1 protein-coding gene is annotated in these 571 nt (G+C 72.0%); it reads right to left on the reverse strand.

Annotation, left to right across the window (positions count from 1 at the left end; all coding sequences use genetic code 11):
* The coding region (locus tag GUY59_RS47170; protein WP_236668183.1) for a D-sedoheptulose-7-phosphate isomerase at positions 1-571 on the reverse strand (571 nt) is incomplete at both ends.

Here is a 571-nt window from a genome sequence, read left to right on the forward strand (position 1 = left end):
GATCATGTGCAGCATCAGTGTGTGGATCTCCTGGATGCGCGGGGTCTCGGACGAGGGGGCGAGAAGGAGGTGGTCGGCGTGCTTCGCGGCGACCCCGCCACCGGCGCCGCCGCCGAAGAGTACCGTGACCGCTCCCCTGCTCCGTGCGGCCGCCAGCGCCTCCACCACGTTGGGCGAGTTCCCGCTGGTGGTGAACGCCGCCACGACGTCCCCCGCCCGGGCGAGGGCCTGCACCTGCCGGGCGAAGACCTCCTCGTAGGCGTAGTCGTTGCCGATGCAGGTCATGACCGTGGCGTCGGTGCTGAGCGTCACGGCGGGCAGCGGGCGGCGGTCGCGCTTGTAGCGGCCGACCAGCTCACCCGTGAGGTGCTGGGCGTCGGCCGCGCTGCCGCCGTTGCCCATCGTGTACAGGATGCCGCCGTGGGTGAAGGTCTCGATGAGCAGGTCCGCCACGGCCTCGACCGCCGGGACGAGCTCGGCCATCCGGCGGGCCGCCGCGAGATGCCCTTCGACGTGCCCGGCCAGCAACCCGGCCGTCCCGTGAGAAATCGCGGAGGTTCCAGGTGACGCT

Source organism: Nonomuraea sp. K271 (genome assembly GCF_009908215.1).
Classification (GTDB): Bacteria; Actinomycetota; Actinomycetes; order Streptosporangiales; family Streptosporangiaceae; genus Nonomuraea; species Nonomuraea longispora.